14 protein-coding genes are annotated in these 26,980 nt (G+C 62.8%); 10 read left to right on the top strand and 4 right to left on the bottom strand.

What is annotated here, in order from left to right; translation table 11 throughout:
• Nucleotides 1–232 precede the first annotated feature (232 nt).
• The 7 genes from KA261_09365 (at nt 233) to KA261_09335 (ending at nt 10,995) form a co-directional block, all read left to right on the top strand.
• Complete coding sequence (locus KA261_09365) at nt 233–3,802, top strand: T9SS type A sorting domain-containing protein (GenBank protein ID MBP7698006.1); 3,570 nt, start codon at nt 233–235, stop codon at nt 3,800–3,802.
• Nucleotides 3,799–4,938: a hypothetical protein gene (locus KA261_09360; protein ID MBP7698005.1), complete on the top strand. Its 1,140-nt coding sequence runs from the start codon at nt 3,799–3,801 to the stop codon at nt 4,936–4,938. The genes KA261_09365 and KA261_09360 overlap by 4 nt, the downstream gene beginning before the upstream one ends.
• 88 nt (nt 4,939–5,026) lie before the next feature.
• Nucleotides 5,027–5,770 (top strand): hypothetical protein, encoded by a 744-nt coding sequence (locus tag KA261_09355; GenBank protein ID MBP7698004.1) that lies wholly within the window; start codon nt 5,027–5,029, stop codon nt 5,768–5,770.
• 1,186 nt (nt 5,771–6,956) lie between these two features.
• Nucleotides 6,957–9,032, top strand: a complete 2,076-nt coding sequence (locus tag KA261_09350) for a tail fiber domain-containing protein (GenBank protein MBP7698003.1) — start codon at nt 6,957–6,959, stop codon at nt 9,030–9,032.
• A gap of 170 nt (nt 9,033–9,202) precedes the next feature.
• Nucleotides 9,203–9,433, top strand: coding sequence for a hypothetical protein (locus KA261_09345; GenBank protein MBP7698002.1), 231 nt, complete (start codon nt 9,203–9,205; stop codon nt 9,431–9,433).
• A 75-nt stretch (nt 9,434–9,508) separates the two neighbouring features.
• Nucleotides 9,509–9,673 (top strand): hypothetical protein, encoded by a 165-nt coding sequence (locus tag KA261_09340; GenBank protein MBP7698001.1) that lies wholly within the window; start codon nt 9,509–9,511, stop codon nt 9,671–9,673.
• Between the two features lie 383 nt (nt 9,674–10,056).
• A complete protein-coding gene (locus tag KA261_09335; GenBank protein MBP7698000.1) occupies nt 10,057–10,995 on the top strand; it encodes a DUF1016 family protein in 939 nt (312 codons plus the stop codon).
• Between the two features lie 497 nt (nt 10,996–11,492).
• Here KA261_09335 and KA261_09330 read toward each other — a convergent pair whose 3' ends face one another.
• The 3 genes from KA261_09330 to KA261_09320 all read right to left on the bottom strand — a co-directional run bounded on the left by KA261_09330 (nt 11,493) and on the right by KA261_09320 (nt 16,947).
• Complete coding sequence (locus KA261_09330) at nt 11,493–14,723, bottom strand: PKD domain-containing protein (protein MBP7697999.1); 3,231 nt, start codon at nt 14,721–14,723, stop codon at nt 11,493–11,495.
• A 347-nt stretch (nt 14,724–15,070) separates the two neighbouring features.
• Nucleotides 15,071–16,249, bottom strand: a complete 1,179-nt coding sequence (locus KA261_09325; GenBank protein MBP7697998.1) for a terpene cyclase/mutase family protein — start codon at nt 16,247–16,249, stop codon at nt 15,071–15,073.
• Nucleotides 16,246–16,947 carry a hypothetical protein gene (locus KA261_09320; protein MBP7697997.1) on the bottom strand — a complete coding sequence of 234 codons (702 nt, stop codon included), beginning with the start codon at nt 16,945–16,947 and terminating at the stop codon, nt 16,246–16,248. Before KA261_09320 ends, KA261_09325 begins: the two co-directional genes overlap by 4 nt.
• Nucleotides 16,948–17,344: 397 nt before the next feature.
• Here KA261_09320 and KA261_09315 point away from each other — a divergent pair, with 397 nt between their 5' ends.
• On the top strand, nt 17,345–19,312 hold the full coding sequence (locus tag KA261_09315; GenBank protein MBP7697996.1) for a TonB-dependent receptor: 1,968 nt from the start codon (nt 17,345–17,347) through the stop codon (nt 19,310–19,312).
• Between the two features lie 36 nt (nt 19,313–19,348).
• Entirely contained in the window at nt 19,349–21,529 is a 2,181-nt protein-coding gene (locus KA261_09310) for a TonB-dependent receptor (protein MBP7697995.1), read from the top strand.
• Nucleotides 21,530–21,554: 25 nt separating this feature from the next.
• On the opposite strand, the gene KA261_09305 is transcribed toward KA261_09310, so the two are convergent.
• Nucleotides 21,555–23,006, bottom strand: a complete 1,452-nt coding sequence (locus tag KA261_09305) for an O-antigen ligase family protein (protein ID MBP7697994.1) — start codon at nt 23,004–23,006, stop codon at nt 21,555–21,557.
• Between the two features lie 293 nt (nt 23,007–23,299).
• Between KA261_09305 and KA261_09300 the strand changes: the two genes are divergently transcribed.
• Entirely contained in the window at nt 23,300–26,962 is a 3,663-nt protein-coding gene (locus KA261_09300) for a PKD domain-containing protein (protein MBP7697993.1), read from the top strand.
• The last annotated feature ends 18 nt before the right edge of the window (nt 26,963–26,980 follow it).

Below are 26,980 nucleotides of genomic sequence, written 5' to 3'. Positions count from 1 at the left end.
ATCAGCGAAACAGGAATTGCATCAAGCTGATGTAGAATCAAGCTTGTCCCATCATTCCTCTGTCCTCTGTACTGGTTCTTCAAACGATGGCAGCAGTCGATGACCATGTACAGTTCTCCCAAAGAGAGCAGCGAAGAGTGTTTGCGACTCACCGCTGCCTCGAATGAGTCAAGAAAACAAGCGGCGGGTGTTGACAAAGCCCGCGATCAAATGGAAGCAAGGAGTTGCGCACATGGAACGACGAAGACTATTGACTCCATCGACGCTGTCTGCTGTCATCGTGATTCTCTCGATTTCGGTGACAGTGTACGCAGGCGACACGGAGCCGGTGCGGGCAGATGTGACCGACGCCGACGCCTTCTATCTGGCTCTCCATGTCCTTGAGCAGGCGCTCGCCAATCCCGTGGATTTCAATCTCGCCCAATTCAACTGCTTGCTCAGTGAAGAAGACAGATCGCGCTGCGACGAATTGGTCGCCGCAATCCACGAGCGACTGGCCGCGGTCAGTGGAACCTCCCCTGCCCGCTTGGGCTTGTCTCTGGAGGGAATTGCTGGTCGCGGGGACACGGTCGGCGTACGGGTTCAGGCGCTCGCGCAGACCGGCCTGATGAACCGTCAACGGTTCTTCCAGATCGACTTCGTACCTGGCCCGATTGCCCCGGTAATCGTTTATCCGACTAAGCTGCTCGAGCAATTTGGCCGTCTTACCTGTGAGGCAGCGGCAGCTGTGGGTGCTGATGCCGATCGGAGCCGACGGTTCCACACCGAGGCCAACGGCACGAACAGTTCTTCTCTCGTGTCTAACAAACTCCTCCTACCGAAGCCGATCTATGGCAGCTATACGCGAATGACCGCGACAGTGAGCCAAGCAGAGTTCGATTGTCAAATCTTCAACCGTCCGTCTGCAGTATTTGCCATGGTCTATGATGATCCATGGAACTGGCTGGACCATGAGTTTCTCTTTGTCGCCGATCCCAATTGGAACCGCATCGTGGCCTCTTCCAAGAACCCTGGCCGGCCGGACGAACTTCATTGGCTCCAAGCGTTTGGGGGTTATGGCACCGGCACTCATCAATTCAATCAGCTGTCAGGAATAGCCTACGTAGGGCAGCACTGGTACGTCGCCGACGGTTACAATAAGCGGGTACAGGTCTACGATGTAGACTGGGATACTGGTGAACCAGCGTATCTTGAGACCCTCTCCGGGTTCGGTTATTATGTGGCAGATGTGGCGGCTGCTCGAATTCCATGGGGATCAGATCCTATTAACGACCTGTATCAAGTCGCCGTTCTCGATCAAGGGAACAACCGAGTCGCTATCTACAACTATGACGGCGACTTCCAGCGGTACTTTGCAATCCCTGGATCGAACGGCACAAGCCTCTGCTTCGCCCGCAGCAGCTACACCCATTACCCCATAGAGTGGATCTACATCACCTGCGCCGGCAACAACCGGGTTGTGCTCATGAACACCAACGATGGCCGAGCTTACTACACACCACAGTTCATGTTTCCGTCCGATGCCTACCTGACCTCGGTAACGGTCGATGGCTACGGTACAGTCTATGTGGTTGACAGTCGCCACAGCACGGTCTACGTTCTCACTTCCGGATTGGACGAGGTCATTGCGACCTTTGGCACGACCGGAACCGCCAATAATCAGTTATACTGGCCGCAGCGGTTCAAAATCGCCGAAGGGTGGGCATACCAGGAGGGCACGCGCAACGCACCGATTATTCTCGGTGACGCCTTTGCCACGGAATTCTACAGTACCAACACTGGGGTCCGTCGCTTCAAACTCGGTTGCGATGTCCTCTATGACTCCCTGTTTTACGAGCCCTATTGGCCGTCAGGCCAGTCCGATCGCGTGGTCTGCAAATGGGCTCAGAGCGGGGCTTCGGAGTCCTGGCGCAAAGTCTACTGCGGGAGTACACTGCTAAAAGAGGTGCACGACTCCCTAAATTTGCCATGGCGGCACCACTACTTTCAGTACAATCTTGCTCCGGAGGACCCGGATTCGGCGTGGTATCGCTTTACGATACGGGTCAAATCGAAATACGGCACAACGGACACGACCTTTACGGACTCACTGTATGTCACGCGCTATCCCGATCCGGGAGCCCGCATTGTCGTTGAGGACAAGGGCGTGATTGACCCGACGGGTGAATTCGAGCCCTATTGTCTCCACGTTCACCCAGCGCGCTGGTGGAGGGTCTATATCGACGCCTATGACAATTACTATGATTCGCAACTGACCTTCTGGTGGGCGCAACCGGACTTCGGCATGATCTACAGCGACACTGATGCAGCGACCGTGGATTACTGGTATGACGGCACTCCCCCTTTCCAGTGCATCACGCCTCTGTGCAGCTTATGGTTACAGATCACTCATTTTCCGATCAGGAAGGGTGATGTTAAAGGGGATACTTCCGGTACGTTTATCACTCTGCGAGCACTGGTGTCAGTTGATCCCTATAGCCCCGAAAAGTGGTACGATCAGTATGAGTGGATAGATGAAGTAATCGGATATGGCAAGATATATCTTGCTCCCTGCTATACACCTTGCACACCGCCCTGCCCACCTCCTTCCAACGGATGCCCCATGCTCTACGCTTGGAACGGAGCCGACTACGGATTCGTAGACAATCTGCTTCCGGAGTCGGAGCAGCCGGGCTCGGCCGGCCGTGACGTCGAGGACAGCTATCCGATATATGCAGCGCAACCCGATGCTGACGGTCGGTTTCGGTTTCTGATTACTGAGGAGGAGCAGGAGGTATCGGAGTTTGACCACTTCAGCCTCGAACTGTGCCAGGTACCACCTGGTGAGGGTGAGGTGGTGCTTCCCGATGGTCTCGATCAGCCGGTTCGGCTGACCGGCGAGCCGATTGCTCCGGTTTCCGCTTGGGACGAGCGGGGTCGAGATGTGCTGCACCTGCTGACTGAGGAGGATGGCAACCGCTTCGAGGCCACCGGATCCGGTCGGCTTGAATTGGAATATGAAATGGGTTCTTCCGAAGAGCCGCTTCTACTCGGTCCTACTCCGCCCTCAAAGATGCTCTACAAACCAGCAGTTGACGGAACGGAGGGCGAGAACGTCATTACCGTGTACGCAAGGGACCGGCAGGGGAACTGGGTAGAGTGCCGCCAGCTCTGCGCACGAGTCAGGGGTGAGGTGAACCTGACTGATTTGGCCGGCTATGTGGTGGATGGCCGGCTGTTGGTGCGGGTGGCCTGGACACAGCAGATTAGCCTTGACTGGTTGCCCTACCAGACCTACGAACGGATCGATTGCCGGTCGGTGGGGGTAGAATTAGTAGATGCCATCCACTCTGAACTCGGGGATGTTCGATCCATGCTCACCGCTGTCGATCAGGAGAAGGCAAGACTCCGGCCCGGAGAACGGCTGGAGTTGGTGTTCCAAGGCTCCGATCCCGCGGTTGCGCAGCCCGAAGGGAGCCTGCTGCTGTTCAAGGCGGTCGGGCGGTATGACCGGCAAGCGAGTGCCGACGGCGTACAGACGGCCCGCCTGTTTGAGTTTGCGCAGAACTATCCGAATCCGTTCAACCCGAGCACGTCGTTCCGTTTCTCCCTCCCAACGGCAGCGCCGGTCACCTTGAGAATCTACAACATCTTGGGGCAGGAAGTGGCAACCCTTGTCGATGGGGAGTTGGCGGCGGGGAGCCACGTGGTGGATTGGGACGGCCGGGACAATTTTGGTCGACCGCTGGCCAGCGGGGTATTCCTGGCCAAGCTAGTCGCCGGCGAACACACCGCGACGAGAAAGGTAGTGGTGGTGAAATGAAGAACTTGCTTCCCCTGGCAATAGCCTTAAGCCTGCTTGGATCCGCCCTCTCCTGCTGTAACTGGATCGAATGCACGCCTCCCGATACGGACGAGTTCGGGGTCGACAGCGTGATCTTCGAGGATCCCCAGTGCTGTGCTGAGGGTTACTCCTACAAAATCAGCGGCAACTCTCCCGCCGGCGGCGGGTATTATAGGGTAGGACTTTTTTCCGCAGGGAGACTTGTCCTACAGGGGAAGCCCATACACGTCACGGACGGGGACTTCTGCTTGAGGGAGCTCTCTCTGGTGATTACTTATCTTGACGAGATTCCACCGGGGCTGTACTTTGCGAGGGTGTTGGCGACGGCTACACCGGATGAAATCGAATTTCTCTCCGACGTCATTGTAGCTGCAGAAGCGGGGCCGATACAGGTACCGGACTTGGCAGCGGGTGACTGCATCGACTGCTGTACCGAGCAGTACGGACACGCGGGAATTCAGAAGGAGAATCATTATGGAGCGGATGTGGTCGGCGCTCGGGCCGACATACTGGTGCGCTATCCGAACAAGCTCTGCGGCTCGCCCGCCGAGACACTTACCACCTCCAGCCTCGCAACAGTGACGGTGGTCTACGACACCTCCATCGGATACAACGGCCATATTTGGGCTCAAACAGGGTTCTTGAAATGGAGACCTTCCGGATTTACGGATCAGATCAACGCACGTATGTTCGAGGTATGCGAATGTTCGTCTCCGGATCCATCTTGCTTCTACTCGATCACGGATTATGAACACCCGCCTTCAGCGGGTCAACCTCACGAGTTTCAGGTGGAGCTCCAACCCTCCACGGGTCAATGGACGGTGTACATTAACGGGGTACCGTGGAAGACATCGCGGTCGATGGCAATCTGGCAGCAGGTAAAGGGCTCCTGGACTCAGTTCGAAGGTGAGGTAACCCGTCGCGAGAACGACATGGTGGGGGCGTATGGTGACGAATGTGTCTTCTCTGATTGCTCTACCAAGCGAGCTGGGGGAACATACCAGATCGTCACGTTTCGACTGAACGCACGGTTATATTCGACTGATTGGGCTGAGTGGCAAGCCGACACTGTTGGCGAAAGCTCGATCAAAGTCTGGGACGTTAACCCGAGGTAAACAACAGGGTTGCTTACGTAACCTTTCACCCAAACTTCAAATGACCGGAGGATACATGAGTTGCCCCTCCACATTCGCAGGATTACTCGTGGCTGTCACGCTGCTCGCTTCGGCGGCGGCCCAGGATAGACCGGGGCAGCGCGAGGGTGACCCCGCCGTCGAGTCGGCCGCCGAAGCTCTTCAGGTGCTCTATGCCTATACTGGTTTTCCGGAGCTCAACGCGATTCCGGCTAAGGCCGCCGGAGACTACGCGTCGCTGACGGCTTTTTCGGATTCCACGGGACTGTTTCTCAGCGATTCCCTCAAGGAGCGGCGGGTGTGGCGCATCAACCTCCCGCCAGTGTTCTTGGATTTGCCCGATTGGAGTGACGACTGGGTTCGGAGGTATAACCCGAAGGACTTCGTCGCTTTCATTGACTCCACCACGGGCAAATTGGTTTCGATCTTCTCTGTTGCCTCAGCGTCCGAGGCGACTCTTCCCCCCCTGTCCGCTCGTCGCGCCGCCGAACAGGCTGAAGATCTGTGGCTGGGCTTGCCTGACGACCTCCCTAAATGCAAGTTCTTGCAGGCCCTCAACTTCGCCGTGGGGTCGAGTCCCCTGAAAGCCAAGCAGATCATTGCGTACTATGTGGCGATCAGGGATAGGGACAGTATTGGCCAAGTGCAGTTGGTATGGGACGTAATTGGGCGGGGGGTACCGCTACCCAAGCCACCGGCGTTCGCAGGTGAGTCGGGTCCGCCACTGCCTGAGGATAGGTGTATCGTACGGACGCTGGTGGATGCTCGTACAGGGAAACCACTGTACTCGGTGACCGTCTTACCTGGGCAGTAGTAACTCGCGTACTGCAGACAGCCAAGGCCCCACCGGCCCTCCTTTGTCTACGGTGAATGGACCTGGCGGCGTGAGATTGATGGCAGCGAGACGGACATGCCGGCGATATCACTCCGCCCATGCGTCTTCTCCGATTGCGAGTACAAAGTGGACGACGGCTGTCATGGTTTGGGCAAAACCGGCCAGCGCTGGTCGCATGAAAACCGGCTGCTCGAGCAGGCGGCATCTCCAGGCAGCTTAATGTGGTCACCGGACCGGGGGTAGTAGAGGTTCGGAGAGATGTGATTACGCCCGATACTGTCCCACCGGACGGGTACTCGATTGTCCCAGACTCCCTCGGTAAGTTCTACGACGTTTTCAGCGGGGCCTCTTGGGTCGGCAATGTTACACTCTGCTTCACTTACGATGAGTCCTGGCTTACGGGTCCGGAAGACAGCCTCCGTTTATTCCATTACCATGACTCGTCCTGGGGAGATGTAACAGTCGACGGTTCTCCCGACACCGACCAAAACACACTCTGCGGTCGGACGGCTACCCTGTCGCCATTTATCATTGCTGAGCCGTATTGCTGCGAGCTGAGAGGCGACGTAACTGGCGACGGTCTTGTTAAGGTGGCTGACATCACATTCCTTATCGCATACGTGTGGCGGGGCGGCCCACCTCCGAATTGCAGCCTTCATGCTGACGTCACAGGTGATGACCCAACGTACGTGAACGTCGCTGACGTCACGTTTCTGATTGCCTACGTTTTCAGAGGCGGGCCGCCGCCGGTAGCCTGCCCGTGAGTTGACCTATGAGATGCATATATGTAGGCCCGTGACTTCGGTCACGGGCCTTCTCTTTGTCGAACGCGGCCGCTAACCGAGGTGAAAGCTGCTCGGGACCGGTGCCGTGCATTAGAAGTGAGTTGGGGGTTGTGCGTTTCGTCAAGCGCCCGACAGCAACGAATCCATAGCCTGCGAACTACCCCCCACGCCGCTCCCCCCCAGCGGCGGTCACGCGTGAGCATCCCGTCTGCACTGCCGGCTCGGAGCAGCCAAACCCCGTTCAATACAGCGTTGACAAATATGCAAATGGGGCTATCTTATTCATATCGAATCATCGACAGCGAACAGTTCGGTTCCTGTCGGAACGTTCCATTACTCGCAGGGAAGATATGATCATCAACAGCCAAGGAGAATCCGCCATGAAGCGACTTCATCTCATATCCAAACTCATTTCGGCCATGCTCATTGTGGCGTGCGCCGCAGCGCTGGCGCTCGCCGCCGTTCCAACCACGTTCACTTACCAGGGACGGCTAACCACATCGGCCGGCGCCAATGTTCCCGACGGCAGTTATCTGATTCGCTTCGTCATCTACAACGCTCCAACCGAGGGGGTGGTTCTCTGGGACAACGGCTACCGACACGTCACCGTAATCGGGGGGTTGTTTGCCTATACTCTCGGGGATTCCACGGCCCTGCCGAGCACACTCTTCACCGGCGACACCACGCGGTACCTTGGCATCAAAGTAGGCGCGGACCCGGAAATCATCCCCCGCGTGAAACTGAACACCGTCCCCTTCGCCTTTAAGGCGCTATTCGCCGATACGGCAGCCATGGCCTTCGGAGTCGCCGGCGGTGGCGGCGGGTGGACCGACGGCGGACCTACGGTCCGGCTGACGACGCTCACCGACAAGGTCTCGATAGGTACGAATGGAGCGAACAACAAACTCGATGTCACCATGACCGATGCAACGGGCGGCACCGCATACTTCAACCTCGACAACGCCGCCAACCCAACTCCTGCACTCTACAGTGCAACCAGTGGATCGGGGCACGGGATTTCCGGCAGTGCAGTGAGCGGCAGTTCAGCTGGAGTCTTTGGTTATTGCGGTTCGGGCTATGGCGTGCAAGGCTCCAGTGCGTCTAAGTATGGTATCTACGGGACGGGGAGCAAGGGAGTGTTCGGTGAACATCCGACCTCGCACAACTACGGTTATCTGGGAGGCCTGAATGACGGCGTGTTCGGAAAGGACACCAGTTCCGGTTGCAGTGGAACGCTGGGAGGTGAGTATTTTGGCGTTGCAGGTTCAGCCCAGCAGGCAAACGAAGTTGGTATATTCGGCGAGTGTACTTCCGGGGTCGGCATTCGCGCTTCCAGTACAGACAGCACAGGGGTATACGCTTCAAGTGCGTTCGGTCTAGGAGTGTACGGGCTCGGGCGGCGCGGAGTCTATGGGAAAGGCTCCACCTATGGGATTATGGGAGAGCATAGCAGTAGCGGCAACTACGCGACGCTTGGCGAGGATACACGCGCGATTCTTGCTGAAGCGATAGGAAAGTACGACGAGGGGTTATTGGCGCTAAATGATTCCGGAGGCGCAATAGTCACTATCGCGTCGAACCGTACTGGAGTTCTTGCCCAGACTGATACCGGCTCAGGTCATTGGGCAGACTGCTCCGGCGCACTGGCTTATTACGGCAAGGCGGTCTGCGGCTTCGGTGATTCGGCCGGATTCTTCACTGGTAACGTCAAGATCACCCGCTTCTCAGAACACATCGGAGGATTGACACTTCACACCGACAGTCACAATGATCCCGGCCGCTGCGGCATCTTTTTCAGCAATAATCAGCTTGGGACGTTGGAAGGAGACGACACTGAGGATCAGTACTTCGGCTTCTACTCCGGATTCACGGGTAACAGATCGTATGACGCGCACCTTGCGGTCTACGGGAGAAATCCGTCGGGCTGGGGCAGTCGGATAGAGATGTACCACAATGGCACCGACGGCTATCTGGCCACCGACGTCGGTGATATCGCTCTCTTACCCAATCTCAACGTCGGTGTCGGTACCTCCACACCCGGCTACAAGCTCGATGTTGCGGGCTCATGCCACGCGACCAGCTTCCCCACTTCGTCGGACGACCGTCTCAAGGCGAATGTGGCGCCAATTGTCGACGCCCTTGAGAAGATCGAGCAGATAAACGGCGTTTCTTTCGATTGGAATGAGCGATACGACTCCCTCGGACGGTCCTCCGGTCATCGGGAAATCGGCGTCATCGCACAGGAGGTTGAGAAAGTACTTCCGGAGTTGGTTACGACCTGGGGCGACCAGAATTACCGCGCCGTCGACTATGGTCGGCTCACCGCCGTCTTGGTGGAAGCGGTCAAGCAGTTGGCAAAGGAGAACTCGTCGTTGAACGCGGACAACTCCGCAATTCGTCAGCGCCTTGACGAACTCCAGCACAAGGTCGAGCAGCTCATGAAGGTTGACCAATAGGTAGTCGCACAGGGCAGCGAGGATCTGGCCTTCTTTGTGTAGGCGGCCAAGATGTGACCTCGAGTACTGCCGACCAGCAGCACGGGCGTGGCAGTCGTGTCCGACCGCGACGGGGACCGAAAGCGTGGGTGCTGGCCGCGGGGGACGGATTCCCTGCGCTCGGGCCGGGAATGAATGATGCCGTCAACGCCCTGACCGTGTTCAACGGCGCTTTGATCGCAGGCGGCTATTTCACCGCGGCAGGCGGGACCAGTGCCAATTACATTGCCGCTTCGGACGGTTCCACCTGGTCGCCGCTTGGCTCGGGAATGAATGACTGGGTCAATGCCCTGACCGTGTTCGACCGCACCCTGATCGCAGGCGGCCGCTTCACCGTCGCAGGCAGCCTGGTCTCCGCCTAAATCGCTGAGTGGACCAAGTGCTGCAACGGTATCAGAGGGAATGTTGATTTCGATGAAGAGGACAAGGTCACGGTCGTGGATATCACGTTCCTCATCAACCATGTCTTTCGCGGCGGGCCTGCACCGGACTGCCTTGCCGAGGCGGATGTGACGGCGGATGGAAAGTTGGCTGTTGCGGATATCACTTTCCTCATCGCCTACGTGTTCCGCGGTGGCCCGGCTCCGGTAGCGTGCCCGTGAGTTGGCGGTGAGATGCGGATATGTAGGCTCGTGGCTTCGGTCACGGGCCTTGTCTTTGTCAAACGCGACGGGCGGCTGGCAGCCGAGATGGATGGGACCCGTGTCGTCGATCAGCTGCGAAGGGCGGTTCGTGCGTTTCATTCTACGCGAGAGCATAAGGAATCCGTAGTGTGCGACTACCACCCACGTTTCTCCTCCCCGTGGCGGGGCCGAATCGAGCTAAGGAGCGGCCAGCGTCAGAGCGCGGAGTCTGAGAAAGCGGTTGCCTCATTGTACAGTGCTCGTTAATTTGTGGCGTGGTCATAATCGAGCGGTAGCACAACAGCGAGAGTTCTGGGTATCGCGCAAGAGCACATAAATGGAATGAGGCTCAAATCCGCATCATGAAAAGCTATTTCCGCATTCTGCTTGGCAGTAAGAACTGTTTTGCTGAAGAGGCGTACAGGAGCAACTGCATCGCGGCCGGATTCATCACCGACCGAGACCTGACACATCATTTGCCCGACAACTGGCGGGATTTCAACAGAGAGTTCATCCCTGTCTGGATGAAGCAAAACCCTGGCAAGCCCAAGGTATCGGCCGGCCTGGCTTGCGGCATGCTGTGGACCGTGGCCAAGGGCGTTCAGGTAGGGGATGTCGTACTCTGCCCCGACGGCAAGGGGAATTACTTCGTCGGTGAGGTGACGGGCGGATATGAGTACAAGAAGGGAGAAGAACTGCCGCACCGCCGCGTGGTGCGCTGGTTCGACCGGCCCTTGACCCGTGACGAGATGAGTGAGCCGCTCCGAAAATCGCTTTCGTCGGGCCCTCCGGTCATCAACGTCTCCCGGCATGCCGCCGAGATCGAGCGGCTCATCGCCGGGGGCCAACCACTGACCATTGTCAGTACTGACGCGACCGTTGAAGATCCGAGCGCTTTCGCGTTGGAGAAACACCTGGAAGACTTCCTTGTACAGAACTGGCATCATACGGAGCTCGGTAAGCACTACGACGTATTCGAGGAGGACGGGGAGTTGGCAGGGCAGCAGTACCAGACCGACACCGGACCGATTGACATTCTGGCGGTCAGCAAGGATGGAAAGGAAATTGTCGTCATTGAACTCAAGAAGGGCAGGGCGAGCGACGTGGTGGTCGGGCAGGTGCAGCGGTACATGGGATACGTGAAGGAGGAGCTGGCGGAATCAAACCAGAACGTACGCGGGGTTATCATCGCCTTCGAAGACGACATAAAGCTCCGTCGGGCACTGGCCGTCGCTCCGAACATTGACTTCTACACGTACAAGGTTCATTTCAAGCTCGAAAGGAAGAACCAGCGGCGATGAATGCGGTGGGACACGATGCGTGCGCGATGTCGGCATCCTTAGACCGTCGGCCGGGCCGCGCGACTGAGGTGCTTGTGTCCATTTTGTGCCCACGTGAGGGTCAAAACCTCCGCGTCCGACAGAACTCGATACAAAAGCATAAAAACGCCTAAACCCATCCCGGATAATGGCTTACGGCGCAACCCGCTTAACGGCATAGCATTACAGAAACGCTGCCTGTAGAGTCCCCCCTTCGGCATGATCTTCTCCTCCCCTCTCTCCTCTCCCCTACGGATCTCGTGGTTTGCGCGGCGGCGTGCGGCGTGCGGAAGCGGGGCATGGTCCCGGCCCATAAGAGAGGCGATCGGCGGGAGGATCAGCGGGGGGATCGGCGGGATAATCGGCGGAGCCCTCGGCCGTCGCCTGCGGCCACAAACGAAACCGGCCGGAGCCGAAGCTCCAGCCGGTTAGTGTGAGCCGATTGGCGCGCGGCCGTGCCGCGCCCGCGGTCGGGACGGCTACTCGCCCCGGAAGATGATCCCGACAAGGCGTGTGATATCAGCCACAGTGGTCTGACCGTCGTGGTTGACGTCGCCGAGATACACCGGATCCGGCGCCGGGCCGCCCCGGAACAGGTAGCCGATCAGGAACGTGATATCGGTGACCGTCCGGCTGTCATCGCCGTTGACGTCGCCCGAGCGGTGGCCGATGATGATCAGGTCGGTGCACAGGTTGAACGCGGTGCCGTCGAGGTACTGCCCCTTCACAGCCAGCGGATAGACCGCTTCGTCCCACATGAGTTCCGGTTCAGGGAGAGCGGCCAGCGAGTCGATGTAGTACTGCACGAGGGCGGGAATACTGTAGCGCATGCGCAGCACCAACTGGCCGGGGAAAATCTGGTCAAGGAACGGGAACGACTCGGGGGAGCCGACCAGGTCGGCGGCGAACCCGTGGAGCGGGACCGCATCGTTGATCATGAGCGTCGCCGTGTCGACATCGTCCGGCCCGTAAGGGTCTGCGAAATTGCCGATCCAGGCATAAGACTGGAGCGGATTAACCGTGATCGGCGTCTGGAGCCAGGTGCAGGAATCGTCCGCCCACAGGCACAGGGAATCGAGCGTCAGCGGCCCGATGTGGCGGGCGTAGAACTCGTACTGCACCCAGGGGATGACCACCAGGCGGTCCTCCTCGCACTGGCCCGGGACCCAGGTCCGGTACGCCCGGTTGTTGCTCTCGTCCCATTCCGGGATGGTGCCCAACGGGTCGACGACGATGTAGATGTCGTGGGGGAGCAGGTCGGGAACCGTCCAGTTGACCTCGAGCACGACGGTCTGACCGGAATCGATGCTCGCCAGGATTTGATCGGGGCCGATCTGCTGGACGAGAACGTTCGGGTCCCCATCGTAGAAACGGATCAGCACATTATGGATGGTCGTGTCGAACTCGGAGTTGAAGAAGATGTCCGCTCGGATGGTGATGAGATCCCCCTCCGTTCCCGTCGCCGGGTTGAAGGAGATGTTCTCGGGTTGCAGATCCAGATCGATGGGCGAGATTTTGACGGGCACACACAGGGAGTCGGCCTTGCCGTAAGAATCTCTCACCTCGACGCAGATGTAATCCTCGGTCGGCGCCGGCCACGAGTGGGCGGGGGTGCAGGAAGCGGAGTCGGCGTAGTCGTTGTAGATGCCGTCGCCGTTGAAGTCCCATGCGAACGAGACGATCGAGTCGGGGCACTCGGAATCCGGATCCTCGGCATCGGGATCGTACGACGCGCAGGCGTCGAAGGTGATGACGTCGCCGGGGTGGCCGGCGTAGGGTCCGCCGAGCACCGCGACCGGCGCCTTGCACCCGCGCGAAATGACGATCGTCTTCTGGTCGTCGCCGGTCTGCACCGGGTCGTTGTCGTCGTAGACGCGGAGAGCCACGGTCACGTCGCCCAGCGGATCCCCCGGCGGGAGAGGGACTCCCGGATGGGTGACGACCTGGCCGATGGCGTCGGGATTATCGAAATCGATGCCGTCGCTGACATCGAAATCCCACCGCCACTGGAGGATCTCTCCGCAGGGGTGGTTGGAGGCGGATCCGTCGAGCACAAACGGCTGGGAGACGCCGACCGTATCGGCGGAGTTGATGATGGCGTCGGGGACGCAGGTGACCGGCTCGAGCACAAGGATGCACCAAGTGTGGTCATGGATGCGGGCGTCGCCCAGGTAGCCGTGATGGATGAGGAATTGGCCGGTGGTCGCATTCTGGCGGCCGGGAGCCAGCAGGTAGCGGGCGTAGTCGGAATACCAGTCGAAGTAGCCGGCGGTGGTGTCGAGATCCTCGATCGGTTCGGGGCGGGCGATGTCGCAGCCCTTCTTGATGCCGTACATGGCGTACGGGAACCCCTTGCCGTAGTAGTCGGACCAGCCGAGGAAGAGCTGCTGCATGGCCCGCTTGACCCGGCCGCTGTCGGTGGGAATGCCGACAAAGGACATTTCACACAGGCCGGCTCCGGTCATCGGCACGTAGCTGGTGGCGTACGTGCTCGGGTAGTAGGTGAAGCGTCCGTTGGCGAGCTGGCTGGCGTTGATCCAGAGCCGCAGTTCCGATTTCACGCAGGGCGGCGGCGAAATGCCCCACTGCTTCTCGGCCGCCTCCAGGCCGATCGTCGGCCACTGGGAGACGGAGTTGTCCGAGGAGCTGTAGTTGGCCGAATAGCGCCAGCCGCCGCGGCCGGACTCGTTCTGGGCCCAGGCGCACCAGTCGACCATGTCGACGAGGATCTCGTAGTAGGAGCGGCCGATGACGTTGGCGACGCCGGTGCCGGCGGGATGCGTCTTCATCGCGTCGCCCGAACCGGCTAGCGCCATCATGATCGGCCCGGCCTCATACGGGGATCCCGAGACGGGGTAGATGCCGAGACCGTTGGCGTCGGTGTTGCCGGGAGCAACGGCTTCCGGATCGCAGTACGTCTGCAGGCCGATCGCGACCGGTCGCAGGTTGGCGGTGAGGTAATCGAGCCCCTGCTGGATGCACTCGACGTAGATGTTCTCGTTCGGATCGTCGCTCGGAAGGTAGCCCTGATTTTCAAAACAGAGAACCGCCTGCGCGGTCGCGCTGACATAGTAACTCGAGTACCCGATCCAGAGACCCCCGGTGTTCTGCGAATTGTAGAGGTACCGCAGTCCGTCCTCCACCGAGGCGTTGATGCTGTCCTTGAGCGTCGGCGTGCCGATGACGTCGATGATGACGGTATCCCGGTCGGAGAATCCGTCGGCATCGGTGACGGTCAGGACGGCGCGCTTAATGCCGGAGGACGCATAGGTGTGGGTCGTGGCGATATATTTGGCGTTGCTCACCGATCCTGTGACCGGGGCGCTGCCGTCGCCAAACTGCCACTCGAAGGTCAGGGGGGGCGCGCCGTTCTTGACGTTGCCCCAGATGGTCAGGATGCGCCCGACCCAGGTGTACGGTTCGCCGCGGCCCACGAATTTGCCGGGCATGACATTGACGCTGGGAGCCACCTTGGGGTCGCCCAGCGACGGAACAATCTCGGGCTCCAAGGCCACCGCCTCGGGGGCGGGAAGAGTGAAACCTTCGCTGAACGCGGGCGGGAGCACGTCCTGACTGCCCGCCGGTTTCGGCTGCCCCGTCGGGTTCGCGCTGCCGGAGGCTGCCGCGGCGCCGCCGGTGAGAATCGCGACGACGGCGAGCGCCGCGAGGAGACGCGCCAGCCGCATCGAAAAGACCGCTACATCGTTCATGTGAATCCACCTTGCTCGAAACGAGCATCTGTCCAAATTCATCCGTATTCACGAGCCGGACTTCTTGAGCCGGCCGTCGGTCGCAGCCGCAGGGGCGACAGCCGGAGCCGGCCGAAGAGAGCGCCGGCGTTCTCATGCCTGAGGATCCTGCGGCGCATCCGTGGCGAGGCGTCGGGCGGCCGCAGGCGGTCGCCTGTCCAGCCGGCGGTTGCGTTCCCGGCCCGGGCCGCGCGGATGCGCACTCCGATTACCTCGCTCCCCCGATCAGTCACCTCCCTTCGCCGCGCCCGCCGGGACCGGCGACTGCCGGTCTCTTGCGGCGGTGCCGGCGCCACCGCGTTGTCATTCTATTCCATCTTCGGCGCCAGCGGTTGCAGCAGTTTCTCCAGAGCCATCACGCAGTACGCCGTCACCAGGTCGGGGTTGTTTTCCCACCAGCGCCCGTTCTCGTTGACCCAGGAACCGTCGGACTGCTGTATCGAAATCAGTTTGTCGGCGAGATCGCCCCGCCAGTCGTGGGCGACGCCGCCGCTGTCGACGAGCAGGCTGTCGCCAAAGAGCGAGAGCGCCTTGGCCATCACGCTGTAGAAGTAGAAGAGACCCTGGCGGCCGAGCTCGGGATTTTCCTCGACCGTGTAGTTGGCGCGAATCCAGGCATACGCTTTCTGCACCCGCTCATCCTCCCGGCGCAGCCCGGCGTGGATGAAACTCTTCATGCCGGCATAGGTCATGCCGCCGTACGACGTCGTGCCGCCGGCTTTCGACGATCCCGGGTAGTAGATGAAGCCGCCGTCGTCGCTCGACCACTCGTAGTCGTTGTACTTGCGGTAGTTCTGCGAACGCTGGAGGAACAGGATGGCCTTCTCCCAGAAAAGCTCCTTGTTGGAGACTTCAGCCGTCTCCTGCACCGCGTCCCCCCGGTATTCCACCTTGCCGGCGTACTCGGCGGTCGGTTTGAAGTCCTCGGATGCCCGCAGCGCCTCGAGGGCGAACTGCATGTTGGACAGGTCGGAGCGCTCGTCGCGATTGTAGCCGATACCGCCGTAGGTCGAGCTGTCCGGACTGATCCCCTCGTCTTCGTCGGCCTGAAGGCTGAGGAGGTAATCGCGCGCATTGATGATGATGTCTTTGTAGGCCGGGTTGTCGGCGGCCACGAGGGCCATGAGGCAGATGGCCGTGTTGTAGGCGTGCAGTTGCGGTTCGATATCGGGGTAGAGGCCGCCGTTGGGCCGGACATTGGCGAGCACAAACGCCAGGCCGCGGTCAATGTTGGCCCAGTACTGCTCCTTCACGGCCGACGGCGCCTGGAGGAAAGCGGTCGTCGCCAGCCCGGTGATCCCCACGTAGTAGCTCCACGAGCCGTTGTCTTTCTGCGTGCCCGCCAGGTACTGCAGGCCGGCCGCAACGCTTCGCTCGACCTCATGCCGCAGCGAGAGGTCGAACGGGTGCGCCGGCTGGGCAGGCAGGGGCGGGGCGATCAGGAGAGGAAACGCCGCCAGGATCGCGACGGCCGCGAACGTCTTCATTTGTCTTCTCCCGTGCGCAACGGCACTGTGATAATCAGGACCACCGGTGTGCCGGGGGGCGGGACGAGCGCTTCGTTCACGCCGTAGAAGGTATCGTCCGACCGGGCCGAGGCCGGGTTGTTGAGGATGGCGACGGGATCGGAATAGGTCGCGATGATCGATCCCTCAAGGTCGGCCTGGAGCCGATCCAGGTGAATCATGGAGCCGGTGAACACCCACGGAGTGGTAGGCGCCACCACCGAGTCGTGATAGTCAAAGAGCAGCTCGGAGGCTGGCACCACCACCGAATCCCCCTCCGGGCCTAGCCAGGCGACCGAAATGTCGACGCTGTCCCCGCGCGGGGGGACGGAGTCCCCCTGGAAGGCGAGGTTCTGGCCGAAATCGAGACCGAACAGGAGCAGAGCGGTCTGGAGATGGAGCGGCTGGACATCGAGAACCAGCACCGACTCATGACGCTTCCCTTCGGATGTGACCGCCAGGTACTCGACGAGACCGGTTTTCTGGTTCACCCAGCCGGGCGCCGAAACCGTCAGCGCCGAGATGTCCATCAGGACATTCCCGACGCGAATCTCATGGTCACTCACGTACCGGACGAGGGTGTCCGCGGGGGGGGAGGGTACATCGGTTTCCGACCGCACGCCCGCGGCAGCCACAGCCGCCAGCAAGCTCACGAGCGCGGGGAACAGGGAGTGTGTCATAACATTCTGTTCGGATCGGCGGCCCGGCACTGGGTCAGAGTCGCTCGAAGAAAGGGTCCTCGCCCTGCTCTTTGTCTTGGCCCAAGCTACGCACGGAACGCTGCGCTGTCAAGGATAAATCGTTCAATTATACTACGATCCGCGCCTTGACTTCGCGCGAAACGATGGTATCTTGTGGGCAGGCGGCGGGGCGCCCGGCAAGACGCAGGCGGTTTCCCCAGGCCCGGCTCACATCGACGACTTCGGAGTGCCGAAAACACCCTGTATGTACTTTCGTGCGGCCACACTCTGCATCGTGACAGCGGGAGCGGCTTTGATCGGACCTGGGGCTGTGGGCGCTCCCCAGGCCGCTCGCGACACCGCCGCGGTGCCGGCTCAGGGCCAGCCGGATACAGCCGTGGTCTCGCTGTCGGACATCGTGGTCGAGGCCGACCGGATCCCGCTCGCCGTCTGGGAGGTCCCGGCGGCGGTGACGGTCCGGGCGCTCGGGCCGGACCGCGCGCTTCGCTACCGCACCCCGGCCGACCTGGCCGCCTCACTCCCCGGTCTCCGCGCATATCCCTCCGGCAACCCGTGGGGACAGGCGGTGGTCGATGTGCGCGGCTTCTACGGCGGGGGGCTGGCCCAGTACCTGCTGGTCAGCCTCGACGGCATCCCGCTGAACGACATCTCGACCGGTCTCGCGCCGCTGACCGACCTTGGCTTGGAGGCGATCGGGCGGGTCGAGGCAACGCGCGGCCCGGTCTCGGCCCAGTACGGCGACTTCGCGATGGGGGGGTTGCTCGGATTCTCGACCGCGGAGCGGGGACACCACCGGATCGGCCTGGCGTTGACCGGATCGGCCGATGATGCGCTCGGTGCGGTTGTCACTATCCAGAGGCCGGCCGGTCCGTGCGATGTGCTGGCCTCAGGCGGCGTTCGTCGGAGCCACGGATGGCGGGCCCACAGCCGGTTTGTGCAGGAAACAGGCCTGGTGCGGGTGATGTCGACGGCGGCCCGCGCTGCGCGCCTGTGCGGCATGCTCTCGTTTTCGCATACCGAAGAGCAGCAGCCGGGGGCGGTGACGGAGGCGCAACTGGCGACCGATCGGGCGGGAGCGGCGCGCGATGCGTACGGCAACCCTCTTGAGGATGACGCCGAGAGCCGCTGCTTTACCGCCGGTTTCTCGGGGACGGGAACGCTTGGGCGGCGTGGCCAGTGGCATGGCAGCTCCTGGCTCCGGGTGACCGACGCCGACAAGATCGTGACGACGACGCAGGCGATGGATTACCGCCCCAGGGTCATATCGGCAGGCGGAGAGGGGGCCGTGGAAATGCAGGCGACGGCGGCCGGCCGACCCTGGCGCACAAGCCTTGGGGTGTCACTGGATTGCGGGCGGTTGGACTCGGAGTACCGGGAACGGCAATCGAAAAACGTGATCGTGGGGGGCTCCGGCTGGCGCGCGGCGGTGGCCGCTTTCGCCCGGACCCGGCTCGAACTTATGCCGCGGCTGGCAGTAACCGGCGGGCTTCGCGCCGACCACGCCGCTACCGAGTTTGAGTATGAGGCCACCAACCTGACTGCCCTCTCCACGACCCAATCTCAATCATGGTTCCGGTTGTCGCCGAGCGTCGCAGTCAGTGTCGCGGCCGGACGGGGCGTGCAGTGTTACGGAATGGTCTCGGGGGCCTTTAAGTCCCCGACCCTGAATCACTTGTATGGATCCGCTCCATTCAACGCCGGCCCGCCCACTAACTCCTTCATCCTGCTATCGAACAGCAACCTTGAGCCGATGACCGGGACCGCGTGGGAGATCGGGACGAAATTCCGCAACCGCCGCGGCGGCTACGGTACGGTGAGCATCTACCACTATCGGCTGCGGGAGGAGATCGATTTCGACCAAGGGGCCATGTGTTATATCAATGTCGGACGGTCGCATCACACAGGTGTGGAAATCGCCGGCGGCGGGCCGGTGCGGCCGGACCTGACGGTTGAGTTTTCGGGCATCTACACCCGCGCCGTGATCCGGTCCGGCGAGCACGCCGACCACCGGCTGGCCGGAGTGCCGGAGTGGTCGTATCGGGCGGAAGCAGTCTATGCCGTGGCGCCGGGTCTGGCGGCGGGCGTTCTGATATCCGGGCGGATTGACCAGTGGCTGGATGCCGCCAACACCCGGCGGCTCTCCGACCATGCGGAGGTCGCGGTGATGTGCGGGTATGGCTGGCGGGCGTTCCGGCTGGATGTGCGAATCGATAACCTTTTTGACGAGCGATACGAATACGACGGGTACTTCGATCCGTTGCTCGCCCAGGTCGGACAGCAGCCGTACCGGTACTATCCGGCGGCGCCCCGGCAGGCAACTGTCTCGCTGCGGGTTGAACTCTAACCGGCGCGCCTGCAAGTGATGAAGGGCAGAGGCAAGGTGAACAGAGCAGTGAGTATCGGCACGATCATTGCGGCAGCGGCCGTGCTGGCCGCCGCCGGAACGGTGCGCGGCGCCGAGAGCACCACAATCGCCTCATCGGACACCGTCGCCGCGAGCCGGCCGGCCGGGGATTCGGCCGCCGCCGGGCCGGAAGTCGAACTGGGGACAGTTCTCGTGACGGCCACCCGCAGCGCCCACCGCAAGCTCGATCTTCCGGCCGCCGCCTCCTCGCTCAGCGGAGCCTCGGCGCGGAGCGAGCGGCTGGCGCGGACGCTTCCGGATGCGCTGGCCGAGGTTCCCGGCGCCATGGTGCAGAAAACGGCGTACGGCCAGGCCTCTCCGTACTTGCGGGGGCTTACCGGGTTTCACACGCTCCTGCTCGTCGACGGCATCCGGTTGAACAACTCGGTCTTTCGTTCCGGTCCCAACCAGTACTGGAGCACGGTTGACCTCCATTCGGTCGAGGCGGTCGAGGTGGTCATGGGCCCGGGATCGGTGCTCTACGGCACCGATGCGGTCGGGGGGGTCGTGAATGTGATCCCGCCGCATCCCTCGGCGCTCCTGGCGAACCGCACGGCGCGTCCCGGCTGGCAGTACCGCTACGCGAGCGCCGAGGATTCGCACACGGGCCGGATCAGTCTCGCCGCGGCGCCGGCCGAACACCTCGGCCTTGCGGTCGGCCTCACGGGGAAACTCTTCGGCGACCTCCGCGCCGGAGGCGGGGTCGGCGCGCAGCCGAAAACCGGCTACGATGAGTGGAATGTGGACGTGCGCGCCGAATATTCGCCGCGCCGAAACAGCCAGCTGGCGGGCGCATACCAGCGGACAACGCAGGAGGATGTCTGGCGGGCGCACAAGACGATCTACGGGATCAGCTGGGAAGGCACGACCGTCGGCAGCGACCGCCGGTGCGTGCTGGACCAGGAGCGCGACCTGGGATATGCGCGGTACACGGTGTTCGACCTGTCGGGCCGGGTCCAGCGGCTCTCGGGCACCCTGTCGTGGCACCGCCAGAACGAGGAACAGGACCGGGTGAAGAAGGACCGCACCGCGCGGCGGCAGGGGTGCACGGTGCGTACGGTCGGCTTGTCGGTCGAGACGGAGCTGGCGCTCCTGCAGGCCCGCGCCACGGTCGGGATCGACCTCTACCGGGACAGGGTTTCCTCGTGGGCCTCGGACTACGATGCGGCGGGGGCGCTCGTGCAGGAGTCGGCCCAGGGGCCGGTGGCCGACCGCTCCACCTACGACACCTGGGATTTCTTCGCCCAGGCCGAATGGACCCTCGGGCGGTTCAGCCTGCTGGCCGGGGGGCGATTCTCGTACGTGGGGGTCGACGCCGGGCGCATCCAGGACCCGCTTCAGGCCGACCGAGTGTACTCGCTGGAACGCGACTGGCGGCACGCGGCCGCAACCGGCCGCATCATGTGGCGGCCGGCCGAAGAGTGGCGGATTTATGGAGGGGTGTCGCACGCCTACCGGGCGCCGAACCTCTCGGACCTCACCCGCTTCGATATCGCCCGCACCAATGAACTCGAAATCCCCGCCCCCGACCTTGAGCCCGAAACCTTTCTCTGCTATGAAGCCGGCGTGAAAACGCGCCGGGGGCGGTGGTCGGGGGAGGTCGCGGTTTTCTACACGGCCATCCGCGACCTCATCATCCGCGTCCCCACCGGCGAGATGCTCGAGGACAACTACGTGGTGACCAAACGCAATGCCGCGACCGGCTATGTGACCGGACTGGAGGCGCGCGCGGCGGTGTACCTCGGTGCGGGGCTTACGGTGGCCGCGGGCGGCGCCTGGATCGACGGACGGGCGGACAGCTACCCGACCTCCTCGGGAGAGGAAGCGCGGGAGCCGCTCGACCGGCTGATGCCGCCGGAATTCACGTGCGAGGCGGTCTGGCGCTCGGCCGATCGGCGCATGTGGGCCGGGGGGGAACTGACCGTGGCGGGCCGCCAGGACAACCTGTCCGCAGCCGACCGCCAGGACACGCAGCGCATTCCGCCGGGAGGGACGCCCGGGTACGCGGTGGTGCAGGTGCGGGCGGGCGTGAAGGTGGGGCGCGCGGTGACGGTGAGCGCGGCTCTGGACAACGTGTTCGATGCGGCGTACCGGATCCACGGTTCGGGCGTCAACGAACCGGGGCGGAACCTGGCCGTGAGCCTGACCTGGGAGTGAGGGGGTGGGGCTCGCCCCAGGCCAATCAAGTCTCCGCTGGCGGGTAACCGCGCGGTCCTTTCGTATCCGGAGGGCCAGCTTCCGTCTCCCAGGCCCAGGCGGCGGTGAGTCCGAAAAGCAGACCCATCACATAGCCCTCCTGCCCCCAGGTCCACGCCCGCATATACAGGAGCGTGATCGCGAAGACCAGCATGCCGGCAAACAGCGCCGCCGATACCTGCTGGTGGCGGTGGGCAAGCGGCCGCCGAAAACAGCGGTACGCGGTGCGCACGCCGGTGAGCGCCAGAAGAACCAGCGGCACGGCGCCCAGCAGGCCTGTTTCCGCCAAGTAGTGCAGCAGGACGTTGTGCGCCGACATGCCGCGGATATAGAACCACACCGGTTCGAGGCGAATCTGCGGCACGACCTCATCGACAACCCGGAAATTGCCGATGCCGATGCCGGTGAGGGGATCGCTGAGGAACGCGCCGATTGCCGCTTTTGCCAGCACCACGCGGAGCAGTACGGTCTCCTGCGGGTCGCCGATCGACTCGACCAGAGTCCGGATCCGATCGATCAAACCCGTGAACAGGAGTTCCTGGAGCACGATGACGAGGGCGAGAATGGCGACCAGGGGGAGGAGCATCCCGCGCAGCACGCGCCGGGTTGTGATGGTCTGCTCGCGGCGGGCCTTGCGCCACCCGAAAAACATCAGGAGCGGCACCACCAGCAACACCGCGAGCATCGGCCCGCGCGATCCCGCCGCCAGCATACCGAAGCCGATGAGGAGTGCGGCGAAGATGTACCGGAGCCGCTCGGCGTGCCTTTCGGCCCACACCGCGAACGTCACCGCCATCGGCAGCGCCGTCATCGACAGCGGCTCGTAACCCAGCCAGGCCGGCCCGAAGACGCGCTCGCGCCCGCCGGCGAGAACAAACAGCACCGCGTTGATGAGCGAGAGCGCCGCCACGAACAGAACGTACCGCCTTAGCACGCAACGAACCCCCAACTCGCTGCCGAACTTGAAAGTCAGACGGTAGGCTGCGTAGACCACCACAATACGAACAACAGGGATGATCGAATAAGCCTGGTTGTGGGCGAAGAAAGCGGAGATCACGGTCCCACCGATGAGCGCCAAAAACGGCCCGTCGATCCGGCTCAGGCGGATAGCCGTCGAATCGCGCAGGAGGAAGTCCAGCAGAGCGATCACCGCCAGCAGCGCCAGGAGCAGGTCGGCCGGGCTGATCGCCATCGTGTCGGTGACGTAGTAGGGGAGGAACAGCCCGATGGAGATGAGAAACAGGGTGAACAAGAGGCGGGGGAAAGCGAGCATCACGAGCGCGGCGAGGGCGGTGAAGTAGGCGGCGGCGACCAGCGCGCGGTAGTGCGCCGCGATCAGGAGCGCCGGCGCGAAGGGCAAAAGGAGCAGCACGGCCCAGCGCCAGTCGGCCCGGGAGCGGCCGCGATCACCTGCGTCGTCGAGAGCCTTCACGTTCATGGGGCGAATATCGCCGATGGCGCCCGCCGGGACAACAGTTTCTTCGCCGCCCGGCGCCCGCCCTCTTTTCACTTGTCGGAACCTCCGCGCGGCGTATATTGAGAACGAAGCCCGTTCAGCAGGCCGTATCGCATCGATTTAATACGAAGAGCAGGATGCAGCGCCCGACGAATCCGCCGGTCCGGCGTCCGAGGAGGTGATGCGACCCAGACAATCTTGCCGTCATGAGCCTTTGACCGTGAATCACGGAACTCACCATTCGGACAAGAACAGGAAGACTCACAGGAGGAACAATGAGAACGCTGGCAACGGCCGGGCTGCTTCTCGCCCTGGCCGCCGCGGGAGGAATCTCTGCCGAAACCCCGCGACACGTGGAGAACCCCAGTGTGACGCAGGGGCTCCCGAGTTTTCTGGGTCATGTGCCCGATCGATTCATCGTGGTCCTGAAAGAAGGGGTGGCGGTCGACCACGCCAAGGATCTGCGGGCGCCGACGGCGCTCGCCGCCCTGCCCGGTTTTGCGGACCTGCAGGGGCGGTTCCAGGTGAAAGCCTTGCGGCCGCAATTCCCCGGCGCCGACCGGCAGACGCGGGCCGCGGGGGACGCCGGCCGGCTCGCGCGGCACTACAAAGTCACGATCGGGACCGGATCGCTCGACGAGGCCATGGCCGCCTACGGCGCCCTGCCGGATGTCGACCACGTCGAACCGATCGGCATCCACACCCTCTTCGCCCTCCCGAACGACCCTTACTACGACAACCCGCCGCCGGAATACCCCTATGACCAGTGGCATTATTGGGACTCTTACGGGATCCGTGCCCACACCGCCTGGGACAGCGAGACGGGCGACCCGGCCGTGATCGTCGGGGATCTCGATATCGGCACCATGTACAATCACGGCGATCTCGGGGGGAGCAACCCGCCGGGACCGAATGACGCGAGCACCAACGGGAACATCTGGGTCAACGCCTACGAGGTGCCCGGCAACGGAATCGACGACGACGGCAACGGCTACACCGATGATCTCATCGGCTGGGATTTCGTCGACCGCACCGACTGGTATTCCTACCCCTGCATCGATATCGACTGCGGCGGCGCCGACAACGATCCCTCCGACGGCAACGGCCACGGGACGCACACGGCCGGGACGATCGCGGCGATTACCAACAACGGCTACGCCGTGGCGGGGGTCGCCGGCGGCTACGGTGAAGGCACCTTCGCCGGCGGCGGCACCGGGGTGAAAGTGGTGCCGTGCCGGATCGGTTACGTGCTCGACTACTGGATCTACGGACCGACCGGCGTCGTGATCATGGATTATGTCGCCGAGGCCATGTACTACATGGCCAACCTGAAGCTGGCCGGCTGGAATGTCGCCGCCATCAACTGCTCCTTCGGCAGCTCCAACAGCGGCGGGCTGGGCGCGGCGGCCGATTTCCTCATCGCCCAGGACGTCGTCATCTGCGTGGCGGCCGGCAACTCCAGTTCGAGCACGCCGAGCTACCTCGGCGGCCGCGGCGACTGCCTTGATGTGGCGGCCACCGATCAGAGCGGCAACAACGCCAGTTTCACCAACTACGGCTCGTGGGTGGACATCGCCGCGCCGGGGGTGAGCGTGCTCAGCACGATTACCGATCCGGCCGATCCCGGCGTTGACTACATTGCGACCATGGACGGCACCTCGATGGCCTGCCCGCACGCGGCAGGCGTGGTCGCGCTGCTGGAGTCGTTCAATCCGGGGCTGAGCGCCGCGCAAAAGATCGCCCTCATCACCGATCCTGCCAACACCAACCCCTACGGCGGATCGCGCGACCTCGGAGCGGGGATCATCGACGCCCGCAAGTGTCTCGATGCGGCCGGCGGCGGCTGCGACCTGGCCGCCGATTTCAGCGGCACGCCCGTCTCCGGATGCCTCCCGCTCACCGTAAATTTCACCGATCTGTCGACCGGCACGGGGATTGACGGTTGGGCGTGGACGTTCGGCGATGGCGGCACGTCGACCGCCTCGAACCCCGGCCACACCTACTACGCGGCGGGGACCTACACGGTCACGCTGACCATCACCAGCAGCAACCAGGGCTGCAACGCCCAGGCGGCTAAAGCGGCGTACATCACCGTCAATTCGCTGCCCTCGGCGGCATTCGTCGGCAGCCCGACCTCGGGCCAGGCGCCGCTCACGGTGACTTTCACCAGTCAGTCGACGAATGCGACGGCCTTCAGTTGGGACTTCGGTGACGGCGGCACGTCGACCGCGCAGAACCCAAGCCACTCGTACGCGGCCGCCGGGACCTACACGGTGGCGCTGACTGCGAGCGGGGCGTGCGGATCGGATACCGAGACGAAAGTGGGCTACATCACCGTCACCGAGCCGCCGCAGCTGCCGCCCGCGGCCGAGTTCACGGGCAGCCCGACCTCAGGCACGGCCCCGCTCACTGTCCAGTTCACCGACCTGTCGGCCAACGCGCCGACCGCCTGGAGCTGGGATTTCGGCGACGGCGGCGCCTCGACCGCGCAGAACCCGAGCCACACGTATACGGCCGCCGGAACCTACACGGTGTCCCTGACCGCGACCAACGCGTACGGCTCGGACACGGAAACCAAGCTTGGATACATCTCGGTGAGCGAGCTGCCGCAGGCGACGCGGGCGTATCCATCGGCTGATCTGCCGGCGGCGGGGACGGTGACCGGCACATTCGCCCGCCTGGCGGCGAGCGACAATGTCAGCCAGACAATCACGGAGGTGCTGTACACCGGGCACCCGGTCAAGACCTACAGCTACCTCGAGCACAAGTGGACGATCGACGTCGGCAGCGGCGGCGCCGCCATGATGTTCGTCGTGGAGGCGTCTCGCCCGGCCAACAGCGACAACGACAACATCGCTTTCGCCTACTCGACGGACAACGCGGCGTACACGACGCTGGTGACGGTGGCCAGTGCGGCCGAGCAGGCGTATTCCGCGGCCCTGCCCGCCGGAATCACCGGCACCGTGTACATCCGCGCCGTCGATACCGACCGCAACTGGGGAAAGACGTCGCTGGATCAGGTCGCCATCGACCAGATGTACATCGAGTACACCGCCGGTCCGACCGCGCCGAATGCGCAGTTCGCGGGCATTCCCGCCTCGGGGGCCGCGCCGCTGACGGTGCAGTTCTCCGACCTGTCGACGGGCGGCCCGACCGCGTGGAGCTGGACTTTCGGCGACGGCGACGCCTCGGCCGCGCAGAACCCGAGCCACGCGTACAGCGCCGTGGGCACGTACACGGTCACGCTCACGGTGTCGAACGCCTACGGGTCGGACGCTGAGACCAAGACCGACTACATTACAGTCACGGACCCGAATGCCGCGATGCACGTCGGCGGCATGGCCGTGACGCGCGCGAAGGTCGGCGCGAACTACTTCGGGGGGTGCGTCGTCACGATCGTCGACCAGAACGGATCGCCCGTGGGCGGCGCGACCGTCTCCGCCGCGTACGACGGCGCCACCTCCGGCAGCACGAGCGGCGTGACGGCGGGCGACGGCACGGTGACGCTGCGGTCGAGCGGTGTCAAGAAGCCGAGCGGCGAGTGGTGTTTCACCGTGACCAACGTCGCGCACGCGAGCCTCGCCTACCAGGCCGCCGCCAACGCCGTGACCCGGGCCTGCGAGAGCGGCTGGGTGTACGGCGAGGACCTTGGCCCGCTGGCCCGGACCGCCCCGGCGGGCTTCGACCTCGCCCAGAACTACCCGAACCCGCTCAACCCGGCGACCGAGATCAGCTTCTCGCTGCCGACCCCGCAACACGCGACTCTCGAAGTGTTCAACGTGGTCGGGCAGCGCGTGGCGGTGCTCGCCGATGCAAGCTTCGGCGCGGGAATACACACGGTGACCTGGGATGCCTCGCGGGTGTCCTCGGGCATGTATTTCTACCGTCTGACGGCCGAGGGCTTTGTTGAGACAAAGAAGATGCTGCTGTTGAAATAGCAGCGGGAGAAGCCGCAC

It is taken from the genome of Candidatus Zixiibacteriota bacterium, assembly GCA_017999435.1.
Taxonomy (GTDB): Bacteria; Zixibacteria; MSB-5A5; order GN15; family FEB-12; genus JAGNLV01.
Note: the sequence above shows the minus strand (reverse complement) of the source record. Positions and strands in the feature narration are given on the sequence as shown.